This is a genomic window from Agrococcus sp. TF02-05 (assembly GCF_017565345.1).
GTDB classification, from domain to species: domain Bacteria; phylum Actinomycetota; class Actinomycetes; order Actinomycetales; family Microbacteriaceae; genus Agrococcus; species Agrococcus pavilionensis.
In genome coordinates, this window is the sequence record NZ_JAGEKO010000007.1 from 92,394 (window position 1) to 108,019 (window position 15,626).

18 protein-coding genes are annotated in these 15,626 nt (G+C 73.4%); 6 read left to right on the plus strand and 12 right to left on the minus strand.

Features of this window, described 5'->3' with window-relative positions; translation table 11 throughout:
- Position 1: 1 nt before the first annotated feature.
- A complete protein-coding gene (locus JQT67_RS07835) occupies positions 2–574 on the plus strand; it encodes a MarR family winged helix-turn-helix transcriptional regulator (protein WP_208064198.1) in 573 nt (190 codons plus the stop codon).
- Here the strand turns inward: JQT67_RS07835 and JQT67_RS07840 are convergent.
- Positions 571–1,974, minus strand: coding sequence for an ATP-dependent RecD-like DNA helicase (locus JQT67_RS07840; protein WP_208064199.1), 1,404 nt, complete (start codon positions 1,972–1,974; stop codon positions 571–573). The two genes, JQT67_RS07835 and JQT67_RS07840, sit on opposite strands and share 4 nt — an antisense overlap.
- Positions 1,975–2,149: 175 nt before the next feature.
- Here JQT67_RS07840 and JQT67_RS07845 point away from each other — a divergent pair, with 175 nt between their 5' ends.
- Both JQT67_RS07845 and JQT67_RS07850 read left to right on the plus strand, forming a co-directional pair.
- A complete protein-coding gene (locus tag JQT67_RS07845; protein ID WP_158316682.1) occupies positions 2,150–2,962 on the plus strand; it encodes a class II glutamine amidotransferase in 813 nt (270 codons plus the stop codon).
- A gap of 72 nt (positions 2,963–3,034) precedes the next feature.
- Positions 3,035–3,271 carry a GIY-YIG nuclease family protein gene (locus JQT67_RS07850; RefSeq protein WP_307864263.1) on the plus strand — a complete coding sequence of 79 codons (237 nt, stop codon included), beginning with the start codon at positions 3,035–3,037 and terminating at the stop codon, positions 3,269–3,271.
- Positions 3,272–3,373: 102 nt separating this feature from the next.
- Here JQT67_RS07850 and JQT67_RS07855 read toward each other — a convergent pair whose 3' ends face one another.
- From JQT67_RS07855 to JQT67_RS07880, 6 genes are all read right to left on the minus strand, one after another.
- Entirely contained in the window at positions 3,374–3,592 is a 219-nt protein-coding gene (locus JQT67_RS07855; protein ID WP_021009552.1) for a DUF3618 domain-containing protein, read from the minus strand.
- Positions 3,589–4,068, minus strand: a complete 480-nt coding sequence (locus JQT67_RS07860; protein WP_208064200.1) for a phage holin family protein — start codon at positions 4,066–4,068, stop codon at positions 3,589–3,591. Before JQT67_RS07860 ends, JQT67_RS07855 begins: the two co-directional genes overlap by 4 nt.
- Complete coding sequence (locus JQT67_RS07865; RefSeq protein ID WP_208064201.1) at positions 4,065–4,358, minus strand: YtxH domain-containing protein; 294 nt, start codon at positions 4,356–4,358, stop codon at positions 4,065–4,067. Before JQT67_RS07865 ends, JQT67_RS07860 begins: the two co-directional genes overlap by 4 nt.
- Positions 4,359–4,487: 129 nt before the next feature.
- Positions 4,488–6,428 (minus strand): M13 family metallopeptidase, encoded by a 1,941-nt coding sequence (locus JQT67_RS07870; protein WP_208064202.1) that lies wholly within the window; start codon positions 6,426–6,428, stop codon positions 4,488–4,490.
- Positions 6,429–6,464: 36 nt separating this feature from the next.
- On the minus strand, positions 6,465–6,902 hold the full coding sequence (locus tag JQT67_RS07875) for a type II toxin-antitoxin system VapC family toxin (protein WP_208064203.1): 438 nt from the start codon (positions 6,900–6,902) through the stop codon (positions 6,465–6,467).
- Positions 6,903–6,912: 10 nt separating this feature from the next.
- The gene (locus JQT67_RS07880; protein ID WP_208064204.1) at positions 6,913–7,164 is read right to left on the minus strand and encodes an antitoxin; all 252 of its coding nucleotides are present in this window, start codon (positions 7,162–7,164) and stop codon (positions 6,913–6,915) included.
- Positions 7,165–7,241: 77 nt separating this feature from the next.
- Here JQT67_RS07880 and JQT67_RS07885 point away from each other — a divergent pair, with 77 nt between their 5' ends.
- On the plus strand, positions 7,242–8,558 hold the full coding sequence (locus JQT67_RS07885; protein ID WP_307864264.1) for an MATE family efflux transporter: 1,317 nt from the start codon (positions 7,242–7,244) through the stop codon (positions 8,556–8,558).
- A gap of 13 nt (positions 8,559–8,571) precedes the next feature.
- Here JQT67_RS07885 and JQT67_RS07890 read toward each other — a convergent pair whose 3' ends face one another.
- The 4 genes from JQT67_RS07890 to JQT67_RS07905 are packed head-to-tail and all read right to left on the minus strand — an operon-like array spanning position 8,572 to position 12,874.
- Positions 8,572–10,206: a polyketide antibiotic transporter gene (locus JQT67_RS07890; RefSeq protein WP_208064205.1), complete on the minus strand. Its 1,635-nt coding sequence runs from the start codon at positions 10,204–10,206 to the stop codon at positions 8,572–8,574.
- Positions 10,207–10,210: 4 nt separating this feature from the next.
- On the minus strand, positions 10,211–11,269 hold the full coding sequence (locus JQT67_RS07895; RefSeq protein ID WP_307864265.1) for an ABC transporter ATP-binding protein: 1,059 nt from the start codon (positions 11,267–11,269) through the stop codon (positions 10,211–10,213).
- Positions 11,270–11,303: 34 nt separating this feature from the next.
- Positions 11,304–11,639: a metalloregulator ArsR/SmtB family transcription factor gene (locus JQT67_RS07900; RefSeq protein ID WP_208064206.1), complete on the minus strand. Its 336-nt coding sequence runs from the start codon at positions 11,637–11,639 to the stop codon at positions 11,304–11,306.
- Positions 11,636–12,874, minus strand: coding sequence for an MFS transporter (locus JQT67_RS07905; RefSeq protein ID WP_208064207.1), 1,239 nt, complete (start codon positions 12,872–12,874; stop codon positions 11,636–11,638). The genes JQT67_RS07900 and JQT67_RS07905 overlap by 4 nt, the downstream gene beginning before the upstream one ends.
- Before the next feature lie 94 nt (positions 12,875–12,968).
- Here JQT67_RS07905 and JQT67_RS07910 point away from each other — a divergent pair, with 94 nt between their 5' ends.
- Together JQT67_RS07910 and nucS are read left to right on the plus strand one after the other, a co-directional pair.
- Complete coding sequence (locus tag JQT67_RS07910; RefSeq protein ID WP_307864266.1) at positions 12,969–14,147, plus strand: MFS transporter; 1,179 nt, start codon at positions 12,969–12,971, stop codon at positions 14,145–14,147.
- Complete coding sequence (nucS, locus tag JQT67_RS07915; protein ID WP_208064209.1) at positions 14,144–14,839, plus strand: endonuclease NucS; 696 nt, start codon at positions 14,144–14,146, stop codon at positions 14,837–14,839. The genes JQT67_RS07910 and nucS overlap by 4 nt, the downstream gene beginning before the upstream one ends.
- Before the next feature lie 29 nt (positions 14,840–14,868).
- Here the strand turns inward: nucS and JQT67_RS07920 are convergent, their stop codons facing one another.
- Positions 14,869–15,570: a hypothetical protein gene (locus JQT67_RS07920; RefSeq protein ID WP_208064210.1), complete on the minus strand. Its 702-nt coding sequence runs from the start codon at positions 15,568–15,570 to the stop codon at positions 14,869–14,871.
- Between the last annotated feature and the right edge of the window lie 56 nt (positions 15,571–15,626).

Below are 15,626 nucleotides of genomic sequence, written 5' to 3' on the forward strand. Positions count from 1 at the left end.
CATGCCGCAGACGCCGAACGAGGGTCCGCACGAGCGCGAGATGCTCGATCCGCGCCGCTACGACGTGTCCTCGTCGTTGGTCTCCGAGTATGGCTTGAGCGACGGCGAGGTGGAAGAGGTCATCGACCTGTTCGACGCGCTGCGCGGCTGGCACAGCGCATCCGAGGCGCAGAGCGAGGCGAGCCGGCGCTACATGAAGCTGAGCGAGAACGACATGCGCGCGATCCGCTTCATCATGGCGACGACCCGCGAGCAGCGCATCGTCACGTCGACGATGCTCGCCGAGCACCTGCGCATCACGGGGCCCTCGGTGACGAAGATGCTCGACCGGCTCGAGCGCGGCGGCCACATCCGCCGCGAGCCGCATCCGACCGACCGCCGCGCGCTCTCGCTCGTCGTCTCCGAGAGCACGCAGCAGACCGCGAACGCGACGGTCGGGCGCTACCACCTGCGCCGCTTCCAGGTCGCGTGCGAGATGTCGAGCGCCGAGCGCCGCACGGTGACGGCGTTCCTCCGCCGGCTCGCGGAGGTGCCGCTCCTCGACCCCGGCGCCGAGGCGCCGCAGCCGGGCTAGAACGGCAGCGGCCCGTCGGGCGCGAACGCCACCACGGCGCTGTCGCGGCCGTCCTCCTCCGCCGCCGTCTCGGCAGGCTCGGCACCGGCGGCCGGGGCGTCACGCAGGTCGGTCGCGGCCGCTCGAGCCGCGTCGCGCGCGCGCACCTCGTGGATGAACCGGCGCACGCGCTGGTCGACGATGATGTCGCCGGGCCGCAGCGGCCGCGAGAGGTAGAGGCCCTCGAGCGAGGTCAGGCGCGAGAGCGCGACGTAGGTCTGGCCGGGCGCGAAGGCGCGCGAGCCGAGGTCGACGACCGCCTCGTCGAAGGTCTTGCCCTGCGCCTTGTGGATCGTGACCGCCCATGCGAGCCGCAGCGGGAACTGCGTGAACTCCGCGACGACGTCGCGCTTGATCTCCTTCGTCGTCGGCGAGTAGGAGTAGCGGTACTGCTCCCACACCGCCGGCTCGACCTCGTGCTGCTCGCCGTCGACCTCGACCCACACGGTGCCGCCGATGTCGACGACCTTGCCGAGCGATCCGTTGACCCATCGCCCCTCGGCGTCGTTGCGCAGGAACATCACCTGCGCGCCGAGCTTGAGCTGCAGCTCGACGTCGGCCGGGTACTGGCGGCCGCCGTAGTCCCCCGAGACCTCCGCGACAGCCGTCTTCGACTTCCCGGGCAGCTGCGCGAGCGCGCGGCCGTTGATGCGCGTGACGGTGTCGTTGCGGCTCGCGAGCGTCAGCACGTCGTCGGCGGGCTTGCGGGCGCCCGCGTCGTTGAGCAGCTGCGCGATCTCGGCGGTGACGGTGCCGTGCCGCACCGCGTTGAGCGCCATCTTGAACTCGAGGTCGGTCTGGCGGTGGATGTGCACGAGCTCGACGACCTCGAGCTCCGCCTCCTCGCGCCACACGCGGGCGTCGAAGAACCACATCGATTCGTAGTGGTCGGCGAAGTAGGCGCGCTCCTCGGCGTCCCCCGGCACGGGCGCGAGCTGGTACGGATCGCCGAACATGACGACCTGCACCCCGCCGAACGGCACCGAGCGCACACCGCGAGCCTGCCGCAGCGACCGGTCGATCGCATCCATCAGGTCGGCGTTCACCATCGAGATCTCGTCGATCACGAGCAGGTCGAGCGAGTTCAGCATCTGCTTGAGCTCGGTGCGCTGCCGCAGCGGCGCATCCGCGATCACGCCGAGCGGCAGCTTCAGGAGCGAGTGGATCGTCTGCCCGCCGACGTTGAGCGCCGCGACGCCCGTCGGCGCGCACACGATGATCTGCTTGCGCGAGTGCTCGGTGAGGTGGCGCAGCAGGGTCGACTTGCCGGTGCCCGCGCGGCCGGTGATGAACAGGTGCCCGTCGCCGTCCTCGATGCGCCGGAAGATCGCCAGCTGCTCGGGGGTCAGCTCGACGTCCATCCCTCCATCCTCCCGCACCGGCGGCGCAACCGGGCCTGCACGCGCGGGCAGCTGTTGATGCGCCACGCCGTGGAACAGCGGGCCGCGACGCGCTGTTACCCACTGTGACGCCGCATCCGCACACCGTGCGCTCGCGTGCGCCATCATGGATGCCGACGGAAGAAGGGGGATGCGCATGTGCCGATTGCTCGCGCACGTCTCCCCCACCCCTGTCACGACGCAGAGCGTGCTCGGCGACGCGAGCTGCCACGAGTGGCAGCGCCTCGGGCGGCTGCACACCGACGGCTGGGGCACCGCGTGGCTCGACGGCGGCGAGGTGCGCCGCTACCGCGATGCGCGTCGCGGGCTCGACAACCCCGACCTCACCGACGCGCTCGGCGACACGCCCTCGCGCGCTCGGCTCACCCACCTGCGGCTCGCGACCGAGGGCTTCGCGACCCGCGTGCAGAACACGCACCCGTTCCGGGTCGGCGACATCGCGCTCGCCCACAACGGCTCGGTCGTGCCCTTCGCGCCGCTGCGGGCCAAGGTGACGGATGCGGAGCTCGAGCGGGTGGGCGGCGAGACCGACACCGCGGTCGTCTTCGCGCTCATCCTGCGGCAGGTCGACGTCGGCGTGCCGCTCTTCGACGCCGTGACGTCGACGGTCTCGCAGCTGCGCGAGGAGTTCCCGACCTCGGCCCTCAACCTGCTCGTGCTGAGCCCGGACGAGCTCATCGCGGTGCACGCGAACCAGGGCGCGCCGATCCCGCTCGAGCTCTTCGAGGAGTCGGGCCTCGGCGACGACCTGCCGGTCGACCACGTCGACCACTACTACCAGCTGTCGTGGCGGCGCTCGGAGGACGGCGCGATCGCGGTGACCTCGAGCGGGCTCACGGGCGACGGCTGGAACCGCATGCGGCCCGAAACGGCCGTGCGCATCGACCTCTCAACGCTGCACGTCGAGCGCCGCGAGCTGCGCGAGGTCGCGGCGGCGCACGTCGCCTGACCCCCACCGCTGGCTGAGCCGCTGCGCGCCGGCTCCTACTACGTCGGCAGCACCGGCGTCATCGAGCAGCGTGTGCAGGAGCACGCGCATGGCAAGGGCGCCGAGTACACGCGGCGACGACTCCCGGTCGAGCTCGTCTGGGCCGAGGAGCTCGACGGACTCGCGGATGCGTACGCGATGGAGCGACGGATCCACGGGTGGAGCCGCGCCAAGAAGGAGGCGCTCATCGCCGGGGACTGGGAGCGGATCCGGTCGCTGGCGCGGCGACGCGGCGTCGAGAAGGTGAAAGGGCGCTTCAGAGCCGGATAGCTCGCACGGTCGGCCTGGAGGCTTCGTCACGCTCAGTCGCCTTCGGCGACGGAGCGGCTCAGCCAGCGGGAGGGCGCGAAGCCCCCCTCAGTCAGCGGGGCGCTAGCGGCGGCCGAAGATCGCCAGGGCGATGCCCCCGACGATGAGCACTGCGACGCCTGCCGCCGCGGCGATCCAGGGCGTCGGGTCCTCGTTGTAGGAGTCCTGCGCCCGGCCGACGACGCGGTCGGCGACCTTCTTGGGGTTGACCCGGTCCTCGATCTCGTTGAGGTGCTGGCGCAGCTGCTCGCGCTGACGATCGATCTCGCGCTGCTCGGTCATCGCACGTCCCCCTCGACCCTCGTCGCTCCGCTCGCGCCCGTCGTCCGCGCCGCGGTCGGCAGGTCGTCGAGCGGGTCGGTGCCGTCGGCCGCGTGCCCGAGGCCGCGCACCATGTTCACGTCGTCCTTGATGCTGTCGACGGCCTGGAGGTCGCCGAAGTCCTTGTTCTTCTTGATGAGCTGGATCCCCACGAGCGCGAGGATCGCCAGGATCACGAGCAGCACGCCCGAGACGATGAGCGCCGAGAGCCACGGCGCGAACGCCTCGTTGAGGCCCTGGTAGCCCGCGTAGAGCAGCCAGCTGAACAGGAAGATGGCCACGACGCCGGCCGCCGCGAGCAGCGCTCCGCCGACCCCGACGCCCTTCGCCTTCTCGGAGAGCTCCTCCTTGAGGTGCCGCACCTCCGCCTTGGCGAGGTCGACGATCATCTGCGGCGTCTCCGCCAGGAGATCGCCGAGCGACTTGCGCGGCGTCATGACACGTCCTCGGGGCGCGCGATCTCGGTCGTGCCGCCGTTGCCGCGGCCGCCCTTGCCCTTCGAGACCTTGCTCATCGCGTCGCCCGCGACGCCCTTGGCCTGCTCGACGAGCTTCGGCGCCTGCGTCTCGACCAGGTGCTGCACCTCGTGGCGCTGCTTCTTGACCGTCGGGTTGTTCCAGACCTTGTCGGCCGCGCTGGCGATCTGCTCGTAGCGCTGGCGACCGGCCTTCGCGCCGAGCACGTACCCGGCCCCGAAGCCGATGACGAGAAGGATCCTGCCGCGCATGTTCGCTCCTGCCGTTGGGGGGTGCCAGCCGTGCTGGCCTCGTGCCTGTTCACGATACCCAGCAACGCCGGGTCCGCGCTCCCAGGTTCCGCTCGGGCGACGCGGAGGAAGTCCCGCGTCGCCGCCCGCTCACCAGATGGTGACGCGGGCCTCCGGGTCGAGCCACAGGCCGTCGCCGGGCTGCACGTCGAAGGCCTCGACGAACGCATCCAGGTTCTTCACCACCTGGTTCGTGCGGTGCTCGTTCGGCGAGTGCGGATCGATCGACACGAGTCGCACGGCCTCCTCCGGGCGGATCTTGATCTGCCACGCCTGCGCCCACGAGAGGAAGAAGCGCTGCGCACCCGTGAGCCCGTCGATGACGGGTGGCTCCTCGCCCGCGAGCGAGTGGAGGTAGGCGCGCCAGGCGATGCCGAGGCCGCCGAGGTCGCCGATGTTCTCGCCGATCGTGAGCGCGCCGTTCACCTTGTGGCCTGGCGCCGCGACGGGCTCGAGCGCGTCGTACTGCGCGATGAGCGAGCCGGTGCGCAGCTCGAAGGCCTTGCGGTCGTCGTCCGTCCACCAGTCGATCAAGCGGCCGTCGCCGTCGTACTTCGAGCCCTGGTCGTCGAAGCCGTGCCCGATCTCGTGCCCGATGACCGCGCCGATCGCGCCGTAGTTCGCCGCCGCATCCCGCCCCGCGTCGAAGAACGGCGGCTGCAGGATCGCGGCGGGGAAGACGATCTCGTTGAAGCCCGGATTGTAGTAGGCGTTGACCGTCTGCGGGTTCATGAACCACTCGTCGCGATCGATCGGCTTGCCGATCTTCGCGAGCTCGCGGTCGTGCTCGAAGCGCGTCGCCGCCTGCACGTTCGCGACGAGGTCGTCGCCGATCTCGAGCGTGGAGTAGTCGCGCCACTTCGCCGGATAGCCGATCTTGGGCGTGAACTTCTCGAGCTTCTCGATCGCGCGGCGGCGCGTGTCCTCGCCCATCCACTCGAGGCCCTCGATCGACTCGCGATAGGCGATCACGAGGTGCTCGATCAGCACGTCCATCGCGGTCTTCGCCTCCGGCGGGTAGTGCCGCTCGACGTAGATCCTGCCGACCGCGTCGCCGAGCAGGCCCTCGACGAGCGAGACGCCGCGCTTCCAGCGCTCGCGCTGCTCGGGCGCACCCGTGAGCGTGCGGCCGTAGAAGTCGAACTGGTCCTTCGAGATCTCGGTCGTCAGGTAGCTCGCGAACGAGCGCAGGATGCCCATGCGCAGCCACGTGCGCCACTCCGGCAGCCGCTCGTCGACGAGCATCGACTCGAGCCCCTCGAAGAAGCTCGGCTGCCGCACGACCGCCTCCTCGAACGCGCCGTCGGGCGCGTGGACGGCCCGCAGCCATGGCCGCAGGCGCTCGTAGCGCTCGACCGGGCGCTGCAGGTTGTAGGTCTTCTCGTCGTCGCGGGACGCGACGCGGTCCCAGTGGTGGGATGCGAGCTCGGTCTCGAGCGCGAAGACGGCGGCCGCGTCGGCGTCGGCCTGGGCAGCGCCGAGGTGGCCGAACATCGTCGTCAGGTGGGCGAGGTAAGCTTCGCGCACCTCGGCGAAGGACTCCTCGCGGTAGTACGACTCGTCGGGCATGCCGAGGCCGCCCTGGTTCATGTGCACGAGGTAGCGCGTGGGGTCGCCCGGGTCGGTGTCGACCCACACGCCCGTGAACCCCGGGCCGCCGATCGACTCGAGCTCGCCGAGCAGCGCGAGCAGCTCGTCGATGCTCGAGACGGCCTCGGCGCGCTCGAGCAGCGGCCGGATGGGCTCGATGCCCTTCGCGTCAGCGGCCTGCTCGTCGAGGAAGGAGGCGTAGAGGTCGCCGACCTTGCGGGCGTCGGTGCCGGGCTCGGCGTCCTGCATCTCGATCACGATCTCGCGCACCGCGGCCTCCGCCTCCTCGGCGAGCACCGCGAACGAGCCCCAGCGGGCCTTGTCGGCCGGGATCTCGGTGCGCTCGAGCCAGCGCGAGTGGACGTGCATGAAGAGGTCGTCCTGCGGCCGGACCTCGTCGTTGAAGTCGTCGACGGGCAGGCCAGAGGGCAGGGTCGTCATGCGGTCCAGCCTATTGGCGCGCTCGACGCCCGGCGCTCAGCGCAGCAGCTGCTCCGGCGTCCGCCACTTGACTCCCTCGAAGCGGGAGAAGTCGTTGTCGTACGAGACGATGTCGGCGCGATGCTCGAGCGCAAGCGCCACGAGGTGCGCATCGTTGACGAGGTTGCCGCCGCGGCCGACGTCGCGCAGCGCCCGCAGCAGGGCTCGCGCATGCTCGGGGCCGGGCGCGACCGCACGACCACCGGGCGCAGCCAGCCACTCGTCGACCTGCTCCATCGCGTCGTCGATCGTGAGCGGCTGCGGGAAGAGGCCCTCCTTCGTCGCGAGCCGCACGAACGCGAGCATTGCGACCCACGAGAGGCCGACCGTGTCGCCGCCGCCCAGGGCGCGATCGAGCCAGCGCTTGGATGACTCGTGGTGCGGGGCGTCGGCGTTCACCGCGTACAGCAGCACGTTCGCGTCGACGATCCTCACGCGACCCTCCTCACTGGCCCGCCCGCATCCGTCGGATGAGCTCGGCGTCCTCGTCCTCCGCCGCGAGCTGCAGCGCTCGATCGAGATCGATCGCCGGCCTCCCCATCGATCGAGCGCGCGTCTCGAACGGCGGGGCGCTGCCCTGCAGCGCACCGGCGCGGATCGCATCGTTGAGCGCGCGCTTGAACGAGACGCCGCGCTCCGCCATCAACCGGCGCACGAGCGACTCGGTATCCGGGTCGAGGGTCACCGTCGTCCGCATGGTGACAGCATATCATCACGAAGAATGATGCCTTGCTGTCGAAGAGCGGCCAGGCACAGGCTCGCTAGCGTGGACGGGTGCGGGTGAAGGCGGATGCGCTCGATCGGGAGATCCTGCGGCTCGCGGTCCCCGCGCTCGGCGCCCTCATGGCCGAGCCCGCGTTCCTGCTGGTCGACACGGCGCTCGTCGGGCACCTCGGCGCCGAGCAGCTCGCGGGCGTCGGCATCGGCGCGGCGGTGCTCTCGACCGCGGTGGGCCTGCTCATCTTCCTCGCCTACGGCACGACGCCCGCGGTCGCGCGGCTCGTCGGCGCCGGCGACCGGCCTGCCGCGATCCGCGCGGGCATCGACGGCATCTGGCTCGCGATCGTCGCCGGCGCGGTGCTCGTCGCGGCCACGCCGCTCGCCGGCCCCGTCGTCGGGCTCTTCGGAGCCGCATCCGCCGTCACCGAGCACGCGGCGGTCTACCTCGGCATCTCGATCCTCGGGCTGCCCGCGATGCTCATCGTGCTCGCCGCGACGGGGCTCATGCGCGGGCTGCAGGACACCCGCACGCCGCTCGTCGTCGCCACCATCGGCTTCGCCGCGAACGCCGCGCTCAACGCGCTGCTCATCTACGGCGCCGGGCTCGGCGTCGCGGGCGCCGCGCTCGGCACCGTCATCGCGCAGTGGGGCATGGCGGCGTTCTTCCTGTGGTTCGCGGTGCGGGAGGCGCGCCGGGAGGGCGTGCCGCTCGGCATCCACTGGGACGACCTCGGCCGCACGGCGTCGACGGGCGGCTGGCTCTTCCTCCGCACCCTCTCGCTGCGGGCGGCACTGCTCGCCACGACGGTCGTCGCGACGCAAGCGGGCACCGCGACGCTCGCGGCGACGCAGATCGCGTTCACGCTCTTCTCGACGCTCGCCTTCGCGCTCGACGCGCTGGCGATCGCCGGGCAGGCGATGCTCGGCAAGGCGCTCGGCGCGGGGGACGTCGCCGAGGCCCGCGCCGTCACGCGGCGGCTGCAGGTGTGGGGCGTGGGGTTCGGATGCGTCGTGGGCGCGCTGCTGCTCGCCGTCGCGTGGGTGCTCGGCGGGGTCTTCACCTCCGACCCGGCGGTGCTCGAGGCGCTGCCGATCGCGCTCGTGCTGCTCGCGCTCGCGCAGCCGATCGCGGGCTTCGTCTTCGTGCTCGACGGCGTGCTCATCGGCGCGGGCGACGCGCGCTACCTCGCGCTCACGGGCGTGCTGAACCTCGCCGTCTACCTGCCGCTCCTGCTGCTCGCGCTCCTGCCGGGCGTCGATGCGCTCGCCGTCATCTGGGCGGCGTTCTCGTTCGGCTACCTCGGCGCGCGGGCGACGACGCTCGGCCTGCGGGCGCGCTCCGACGCGTGGCTCCGCACGGGCCGGCGCTGACGCATCCGCCCGGTCAGACGACCGCGTCGCGGCGCGAGAAGCGCAGCGCTGCCGCGGCCAGGAGCGCCGCCGCGATGGCGGCGAGCCACCCGGAGCCCGTCCAGTCGGGCTCCGGGGCGAGCGGGTTCGCGATCCAGTGGAAGGGGCTCAGGTCCTCGATCCACTCCCATGGCTCGCCGAAGAGCGGCGCGAACTCGCCCGCGAGCATGAGGCCGACGAGCAGCACCCAGCCGAGCCACGCGACCGCCGCCGGCACGAAGGCGACGATCGCCGCGCCGACGGCGAGGTAGACGGCGACGAGCGGCACGTGGGCGCCGGCGATCGCGACGAGCTGGCCCCAGCGGTCGTCGCCCCCCGCGCTGAGCGAGGCTCCCGCGACGGCGGCGAAGGATGCGAGGGTCGCGAGCCCGGCGACGGCGCCGACGAGCAGGTGGCTCGCGAGCCATCCGGTGCGGCGCACCGCGGCGGCGAGCACGAGCTCGCCGTGCGCGAGCTCCTCGTGGCGGAGCCGCAGCGGCGCCTGCATCGCGGCGGCGCTCGCCATGAGGCCGATGAAGGCGGCGAGCGCGGTGAGGAAGACGCCCTCGGTGTCGTCGCCCTCCGCGCCGAGCGTCGAGACGATGCGGGACAGCCCCGGATTGTCGGCGAGCGCGCTCGCGACGACGGGCGCGAGCCGGCCCGCGATCGCGCCGACCGCGGCGGCGACGAGCACCCAGGCGAGCCCTGCGCCGAAGAGCAGCCGCGCGGTGAGCCCGAGCGGTGCGCCGCCGGGCATCGCGCCGAGGGGCGACCTCGCGGTCGCGCGACCGCCGCGCTCGGGCAGGAGCGAGCCGCCGAGCTCGCGGCGCGACTCGAGCAGCACGACGAGCGCGCCGAGCACGAGCGCTGCGGCGGGCAGCAGCAGGAGCGGCGTGGCATCCGGCGACCACGGCGGGTCGGCGAACGGATGCGCCTGGGCACCCCAGCCGATCGGCGAGAACCACACGGGCCAGGCCGCCTCGACCCGCGTGAGGTCCGCACTCGGCTCGCCGAGCGCATCCCCGATCCCGCGCACGAGGAACCACGCGCCGACGACGATCGCGGCGGCGCCGTTCGCCGCGCGCGACGTCGGCAGGGCTTGCGCGGCGAGCAGCCCGACGAGCAGCGCGAGCGCCCCGACGCCCGCGAGCGCCGCCGCCATGAGGAGCGAGCCCGTCGCGTCGAGGCCGAGCGCGATCGACACGGCCGCGGTCGCGCCGCACACGACGACGAGCTCGACGGCGCCCGCGAGCAGGGTCGCCGCGAGCGGCGCCCAGCGGCCGACCGCCGTGCCGCGCACGAGCTCAGCCCGGCCGGCGTCCTCGTCGCCGCGCGAGTGCCGCACCGCGAAGGAGGTCATCATGAGGCCGACCATCACGGCGAGGTAGGCGAAGGTCGAGACGAACATGACCGCGCCGAGCCCGATGCCGGCGGGCGCACCGCGCAGCAACAGGAGCGCCGGCTGGGCCGCGAGCAGCGCGACGAGCCCGCGCCGGGACTCCTCGTCGAACGCCGCTCCGACACCGCCGACGACCGCTGCCCAGAGCCCGGCGACGCCGAGCACCCAGAGGGCGAGGCTCAGCCGGTCGCGGCGCAGTGCCGCGGAGAGGAGCAGTCGGGTGCCGTCCACCGGCTCACTCCGCGTGTCGACCGCGGCGGCGCGCGGCAGGCTCCGGCGCCGCCGACGGCAGGACGCCCGTCGAGGCGATCGGGCCGGTCAGCTCCTCCGGCTCGGCGAGCGCGTCGACGTCGGGTGCGAGCAGCTCCTCGCCGTGCCGCTCGCCCTGCGCGCGCTCCGAGCGCGCGCGATCGACGCGCTCCGCGTCGCCGTAGTGGCGCAGGAAGAGCTCCTCGAGGCTCGGCGGCGTGAGGGTGACGGCCTGCGCCTCGGCCTCCCCGAGCCAGCGGAGCACCGCGGGCACGTCGTCCGGCGCGACCGAGCCGCGCACGCGCTCGCCGTCGACCGCGACGTCGACGATCGGCACGCCGACGGGCGCGGGACCGCGGTAGGCGACGACCGCGTGCCGGAGGTGCCGCAGCTCGTCGAGCGAACCGCTCTCGACGATCCGGCCGTCGCGGATGATCGAGACGACGTCGCACAGGCGCTCGACCTCGCTCAGGATGTGACTCGAGAGCAGCACGGTCGCGCCGCGCTGGGCGACCCGGCGGATCTCGGCCTGGAAGACGCTCTCCATGAGCGGGTCGAGCCCGCTCGTCGGCTCGTCGAGGATGTAGAGGTCGGCCTCGCTCGCGAAGGCCGCGATGAGCGCGACCTTCTGGCGGTTGCCCTTCGAGTAGGCCTTCGCGCGACGGCGCGGATCGAGGTCGAAGGCCTCGATGAGCCGGGCGCGGTCGGATGCGGGGGCCCGGTGGCCGCGGAGGCGCGTGAGGGTGTCGATCGCCTCACCGCCCGTGAGGCCGGGCCAGAGCGTCACGTCGCCCGGCACGGTCGCCACGCGCCGGTGGATCGCGACCGCGTCGCGCCACGGGTGCATGCCGAAGACGCTCGCCTCGCCGCCCGTCGCACGCAGCATCCCGAGCAGCACCCGGATCGCCGTCGACTTGCCGGCGCCGTTCGGGCCCAGGAAGCCGTGCACCTGCCCCTGCTCGACGACGAGGTCGAGCCCGTCGAGCGCGCGCACGCGCCCGAATCGCTTCTCGAGCCCCTGCGTCTCGATCACCGGCCCCGGCACGCCGCCGACGCTACTCCTCGGAGCGGCGGACGCGTCAGGCCGCGTGGTGCGGCGGCGTCTCGTGCAGGAGGTGCTCGGCGTGGTGCAGCGCGTTGGTGACGAGTCGCGCGACGTGGGCGTCGGGCTGGCTGTAGCGCACCGAGCTGCCGTCGCGCCGAGCGACGACGAGGCCGTGCGCGCGGAGCTTCGCGAGGTGCTGCGAGACGGCCGGCAGCGGCCGGTCGAGCCGCTCGGCGATCGTCCCCACCGACAGCTCCTCCCGCTCGAGCATCGCGAGGACGGCGAGCCTCGTCGGGTCGGCGAGCAGCTTGAGCACGGCCGCGGCCGCGGTCACCTCCTCGGTGCTCGGTCGGCGCGGCGCTGCGGTCACCCGAGCATGCTCTCAGACGGCGCGCGCCGCGCGGGCGCCGAGTGCCACAGCCGCCACGCGACGACCGTCGCGATCGCCGCGACGCCGGCGAGCACGAGCGCCGTGCCCGGGAGGCCGATGACGCCGAGCCAGCCGGCGAGCGGGTAGGTCAGGAGCCAGCACGCGTGCGACAGCGAGAACTGCGCCGCGAACGCCGCGCCGAGGTCGCCGGCGGGCACGCCGCGACGGATGAGCCGGCCGACGGGCGTCTCGACCGCGCTCCAGCCGACGCCCACCGCGAACCACAGCGCGCCGACGAGCAGCGCGCCCTCGAGCCCCGGAAGAGCGACCGCGCCCGCGGCGAGCGCCGTCGCGACCGCGAGGAGTGCCGCGGCGCCGAGCATGACGCGCCGCTCGGGGGCACGCCGCAGCACGGCGGGGAGCGCGAGCGCGGCGAGCATGGAGCCCGCGCCGTTGGCCGCGAGCAGCATCGCGACGACCTCATCCCCCAGCCCGAGGGAGCCGCGGGCGATCACCACCGTCTGCACGAGCACGAACGCGCCGGCGGCGGCGACCGCGAGGTTGAGCGCGAGGATCGGGCGCAGGGCCCTCGTGCGCACGAACAGGCGCACCCCGTGGCGGGCGCGATCGCCGAAGGGCGCCTCGGGCGCATCGGGTTCGATGCGCCGGGCGGGGACGGCGGTCGCGAGCACGAGCAGCGCCGAGCCGGCGAACCCGATCGCGGTGCCGAAGAACAGCGCGCTCGCCGGCACCACGAGCAGCAGCACCGCGGCGAGGGCGGGCGAGAGCACCGCCTCGAGGTCGTAGGCGAGCCGCGAGAGCGAGAGCGCCGCGGTGTAGTCGTCCTCGTCCTCGAGCACGTCCGGGATGACGGACTGGAACGTGGGGGTGAAGGTCGCCGATGCCGCCTGGAGCAGGAAGATGAGCACGTAGATGTGCCACGCCTCGTCGACGAAGGGCAGCGCGAGCGCCACGACGAGCCGCACCGCATCCGCGCCGACGAGCACGGCTCGCCGCGGGAGACGGGCGAGCGCGGCGGCCGCGAGCGGCGCGACGCCGACGTAGGCCACCATCTTGATCGCGAACGCGGTGCCGAGCACCCCCGCCGCGTCCGCGGGCTCGAGCTGGTACGCGAGCAGGCCGAGCGCGACCGTCGCGAGGCCGGTGCCCGCGAGTGCCACGACCTGCGCGAGGAAGAGGCGTCGGTAGGCGGGGTGGGCGAGGGCGCGGCGCATCCCTCCAGCCTGCCCACGCTTGCGCAGTTGCGCAATTTCGCAAGAATGGGCGGAGCCCGCACCCGAGCGCGCCCGGCACGGCAGAATGGGGCGAGTGCACTCCGTGACCGCCTGGCGCAACGCCGTCTTCGCCGCGTTCTTCGCGATGGGATTCGGCTACGCGAGCTGGATGGCCCGAGTGCCGCACGTGCGCGACATGCTCGACGTCTCGACCGGCGAGATGGGCTTGCTGCTGCTCGGCATCTCGATCGGCTCGGTGACCGGCCTGCTCGTCGCGAGCCACGTCATCCACGCCCTCGGCGCCCGGCTCGTCATCTCGATCGGCATGATCTCGGTCTCGGTCGGGCTCGCGCTCGCCGGCTGGGCCGCCGACGCGGGGCTCGCGTGGCTCGTCGTCGGAGGCTTCATCCTCGGCGGCAGCCTCACGGGCATGACCGACGTCGCGATGAACATCTCGGGCGCGGCGAACGAGCGCGCGGTGGGCAAGCCGATCATGCCGATCTTCCACGCCTTCTTCTCCTTCGGCACCGTCGCCGGCGCGGGCCTCGGCGCGCTGTGCGAGGCGCTCGGCATCGGCGTCGGCTGGCAGGCGACGGGCGTCGCCGTCGTCACCGCCGCGCTCGGCATCACGATCCACCGCTACCTCCCGGCCGACACGGTCGCCGAGCACGAGGAGCCGGTGACGCTCCGCGAGCGGCTCGCGGTCTGGAAGGACCCGCGCACGCTCCTGCTCGGCCTGCTCGTGCTCGGCATGTCGCTCACCGAGGGCTCCGCGAACGACTGGCTCGCGCTCACGATGGTCGACGGCCACGGCTTCTCGAACGAGGGCGGCGCGATCATGCTCGCGCTCTTCCTCACCGCCATGACCGGCGGGCGGCTGCTCGGCGTCATGCTGCTCGAGCGCTTCGGCCGCGTGCCGGTGCTGCGCGGCACCGCCGCCCTCGCCGCGATCGGCCTGCTGCTCGTCATCTTCGCCGACCAGCCCGCCCTCGTCGTCGCCGGCGTGCTGCTGTGGGGCGTCGGCGCGAGCCTCGGCTTCCCCGTCGGCATGAGCGCCGCCGCCGACGAGCCGCGCCTCGCCGCCGCGCGCGTCGGCACCGTCTCGGCGATCGGCTACATCGCCTTCCTCGCCGGGCCGCCGCTGCTCGGCCTGCTCGGCGACCTCGTGGGCCTCCGCCTCGCGATGCTCGCCGTGCTCGTCTTCGTGCTGCTCTCGCTGCTCACGAGCCACGTGGCTCGCGAGCGCACCCCGACCCCCGAGGAGTCCCGATGAGGATCGTCGTCGCCCGCTGCTCCGTCGACTACGCCGGCCGGCTCTCGGCCCACCTACCGCTCGCGCCGCGCGTGCTCATGCTCAAGGCCGACGGCTCGATCCTCGTCCACTCCGACGGCGGCTCGTACAAGCCGCTCAACTGGATGAGCCCGCCCGCCGTCTTCACCGCATCCGAGCCCGACGACGAGCAGCGCGCGGCGGGCATCACCGAGGTGTGGACGGTCACGCACAAGAAGACCGGCGACTCGCTCATCGTGTCGGTGCACGAGGTGCTCTCGGATGCGTCGCACGAGCTGGGCGTGGATCCCGGGCTCGTGAAGGACGGCGTCGAGGCGCACCTGCAGGTGCTGCTCGCCGAGCAGATCGAGCGGCTCGGCGACGGCTTCGAGCTGTGGCGGCGCGAGTACATGACGCCGATCGGGCCGGTCGACATCCTCGCGCGCGACGCCGAGGGCGCGACCGTCGCGGTCGAGATCAAGCGGCGCGGCGAGATCGACGGCGTCGAGCAGCTCACCCGCTACCTCGAGCTGCTCAACCGCGACCCGCGCATCGCGCCGGTCACCGGCGTGTTCGCGGCGCAGGAGATCAAGCCGCAGGCGAGGACGCTCGCCGAGGACCGCGGGATCCGCTGCGTCGTGCTCGACTACGACGAGATGCGCGGGATCGACTCGGGGCACGCGCGGCTCTTCTGAGGCCTCGGCGGCCGAGAGCCGGCCGGGGTCTAGGCGGAGTAGGGGTCGATGCGCTCGCGCCAGCCGGCGGGGCTCTGCGGCGGCTCGTCCTCCCGCGAGGCGTACGGGTCGACGCGGTCTGGCGCGGGGGCGGATGCGGCGGGCACGGGATCCTCGCGCGACGCGTAGGGCGTCACGTGGTCGGGCATCCGGCCGCCCGGCTCGGGCAGCGCGTCCTCGCGCGACGCGTACGGCGCCACGCGCTCCGGCGCGGGCGCGGAGCCGGCAGGCACGGGGCCGTCATGCGACGAGTAGGGCTCGACGCGCTCGCGCCAGCCCGCCGCCGGTGGGGCGCCGCCGAAGTCCTCGTCGACGAACGGCGCCGACGAGGGCACGGCGAAGGCCTGGCCCGCCTCGCCGAACGGCTCTTGCGGCTCGCGCTGCTGCGCTGCATCGGACTGCGGCACGGTGACCTCCCACGGCTCCGGCGGCGGACTGCTGAAGCTGACGGCGAGCGGGTGCTCGGCGGGGCCGGCGGGCTCGGGCCGCTCGAGCCGCAGGCCCGCGGCGTCGGTGCGCGTGCCGCACGCGGGGCACTGGAGCGCCGCGACGCGGCCGTCCTCATCGACGTCGACGACGCATCCGCCGATCACGACGTCGCCCGCGTCGGCCACGTCGGCGATCGTGCCGTAGCCCCAGACGATCTCGCGCATGGCGGTGCCGCACTCGGGGCACGCCGACGCCTTCGCCATGCGCACACCGTAGTCAACCCGCGCGCGCCCCACCACCCTCGCAAGCGCAGAGTTCC